We start from the raw sequence: 907 nt of genomic DNA on the forward strand, positions 1-907 counted from the left end.
TAAGACGCCACCACCAGAGAGACGAACATTTTCAGTTGTCTGCCCAAGGTAAATCAGTGCTTGGCGAAACGAACTGATGGTGACTTCAAGACGGGTCGACTGAGTATTGACGAAACGCAACAGCTTGTAAGATAACGCTACATCTTGCGAAATGATCTGCTCAATGCGGCCAAAATCTGGCTCGCTCTTGCACACTTCACGAAACAACTCCAACGCCACAGTCTGCTCAGGGCTGACATAACGCGTTTGCACCACTTCTGGCTTACTAAAAAAGTAACCTTGAAAGAATTTAAATCCCGCCTCTTTCGCCAGTTCAAACTCTTCCGCCGTTTCCACTTTTTCTGCCAAGAAATGGTATTTCACGCGCCGTGCCAAGTGCTCTTTGACCAACTCACACGCCTTCTCCATCCCCAAATCCATCACATCCAATTTCACGATGTGCACATAGGGCAAAAACGATGCCATTCCGGGGTCAAGGTGAAGTCATCCAGCGCGATAACATAGCCTTCGCGATACAAATCACGAATCGCGTCAAGCAGCTCATCCGTTGGCTGACACGTTTCCAGCACCTCAATCACCACTTTGTTTTTCGGCAGACTGAGTGGCAAACGGCGAATCAAGGTTTGATACGGAAAGTTGATAAAACAGCGTGAAGAGGCGATGGCCGGATTGGTGCCTACGGACAGAAAGTTTTCCACAATCAAGCGATAGGTCGCACGGTTGATTCGATGTGGTACCGGATAGGCGTTGCTCTCTCCGTCAACGAAACAAAGTTCATAACCTAAGGTATGTTTACTTCCGATTAAAGATCGGCTGCCGTGCGACGTATGTGGTATTCATTTAGTGCTTTATTCTTATGCTCAGTGACTAACCAGTGAATTTATCACTGGTAGTTATGATTTTGCAG

At 47.2% G+C, this 907-nt stretch carries 1 pseudogene; it reads right to left on the minus strand.

Annotation, left to right across the window (positions count from 1 at the left end):
* Positions 1-840, minus strand: a pseudogene (locus CIK04_RS23540) (EAL and HDOD domain-containing protein); the annotation flags it as partial.
* Positions 841-907 lie beyond the last annotated feature (67 nt).

The sequence above is a fragment of the Vibrio sp. 03_296 genome (assembly GCF_002265885.1).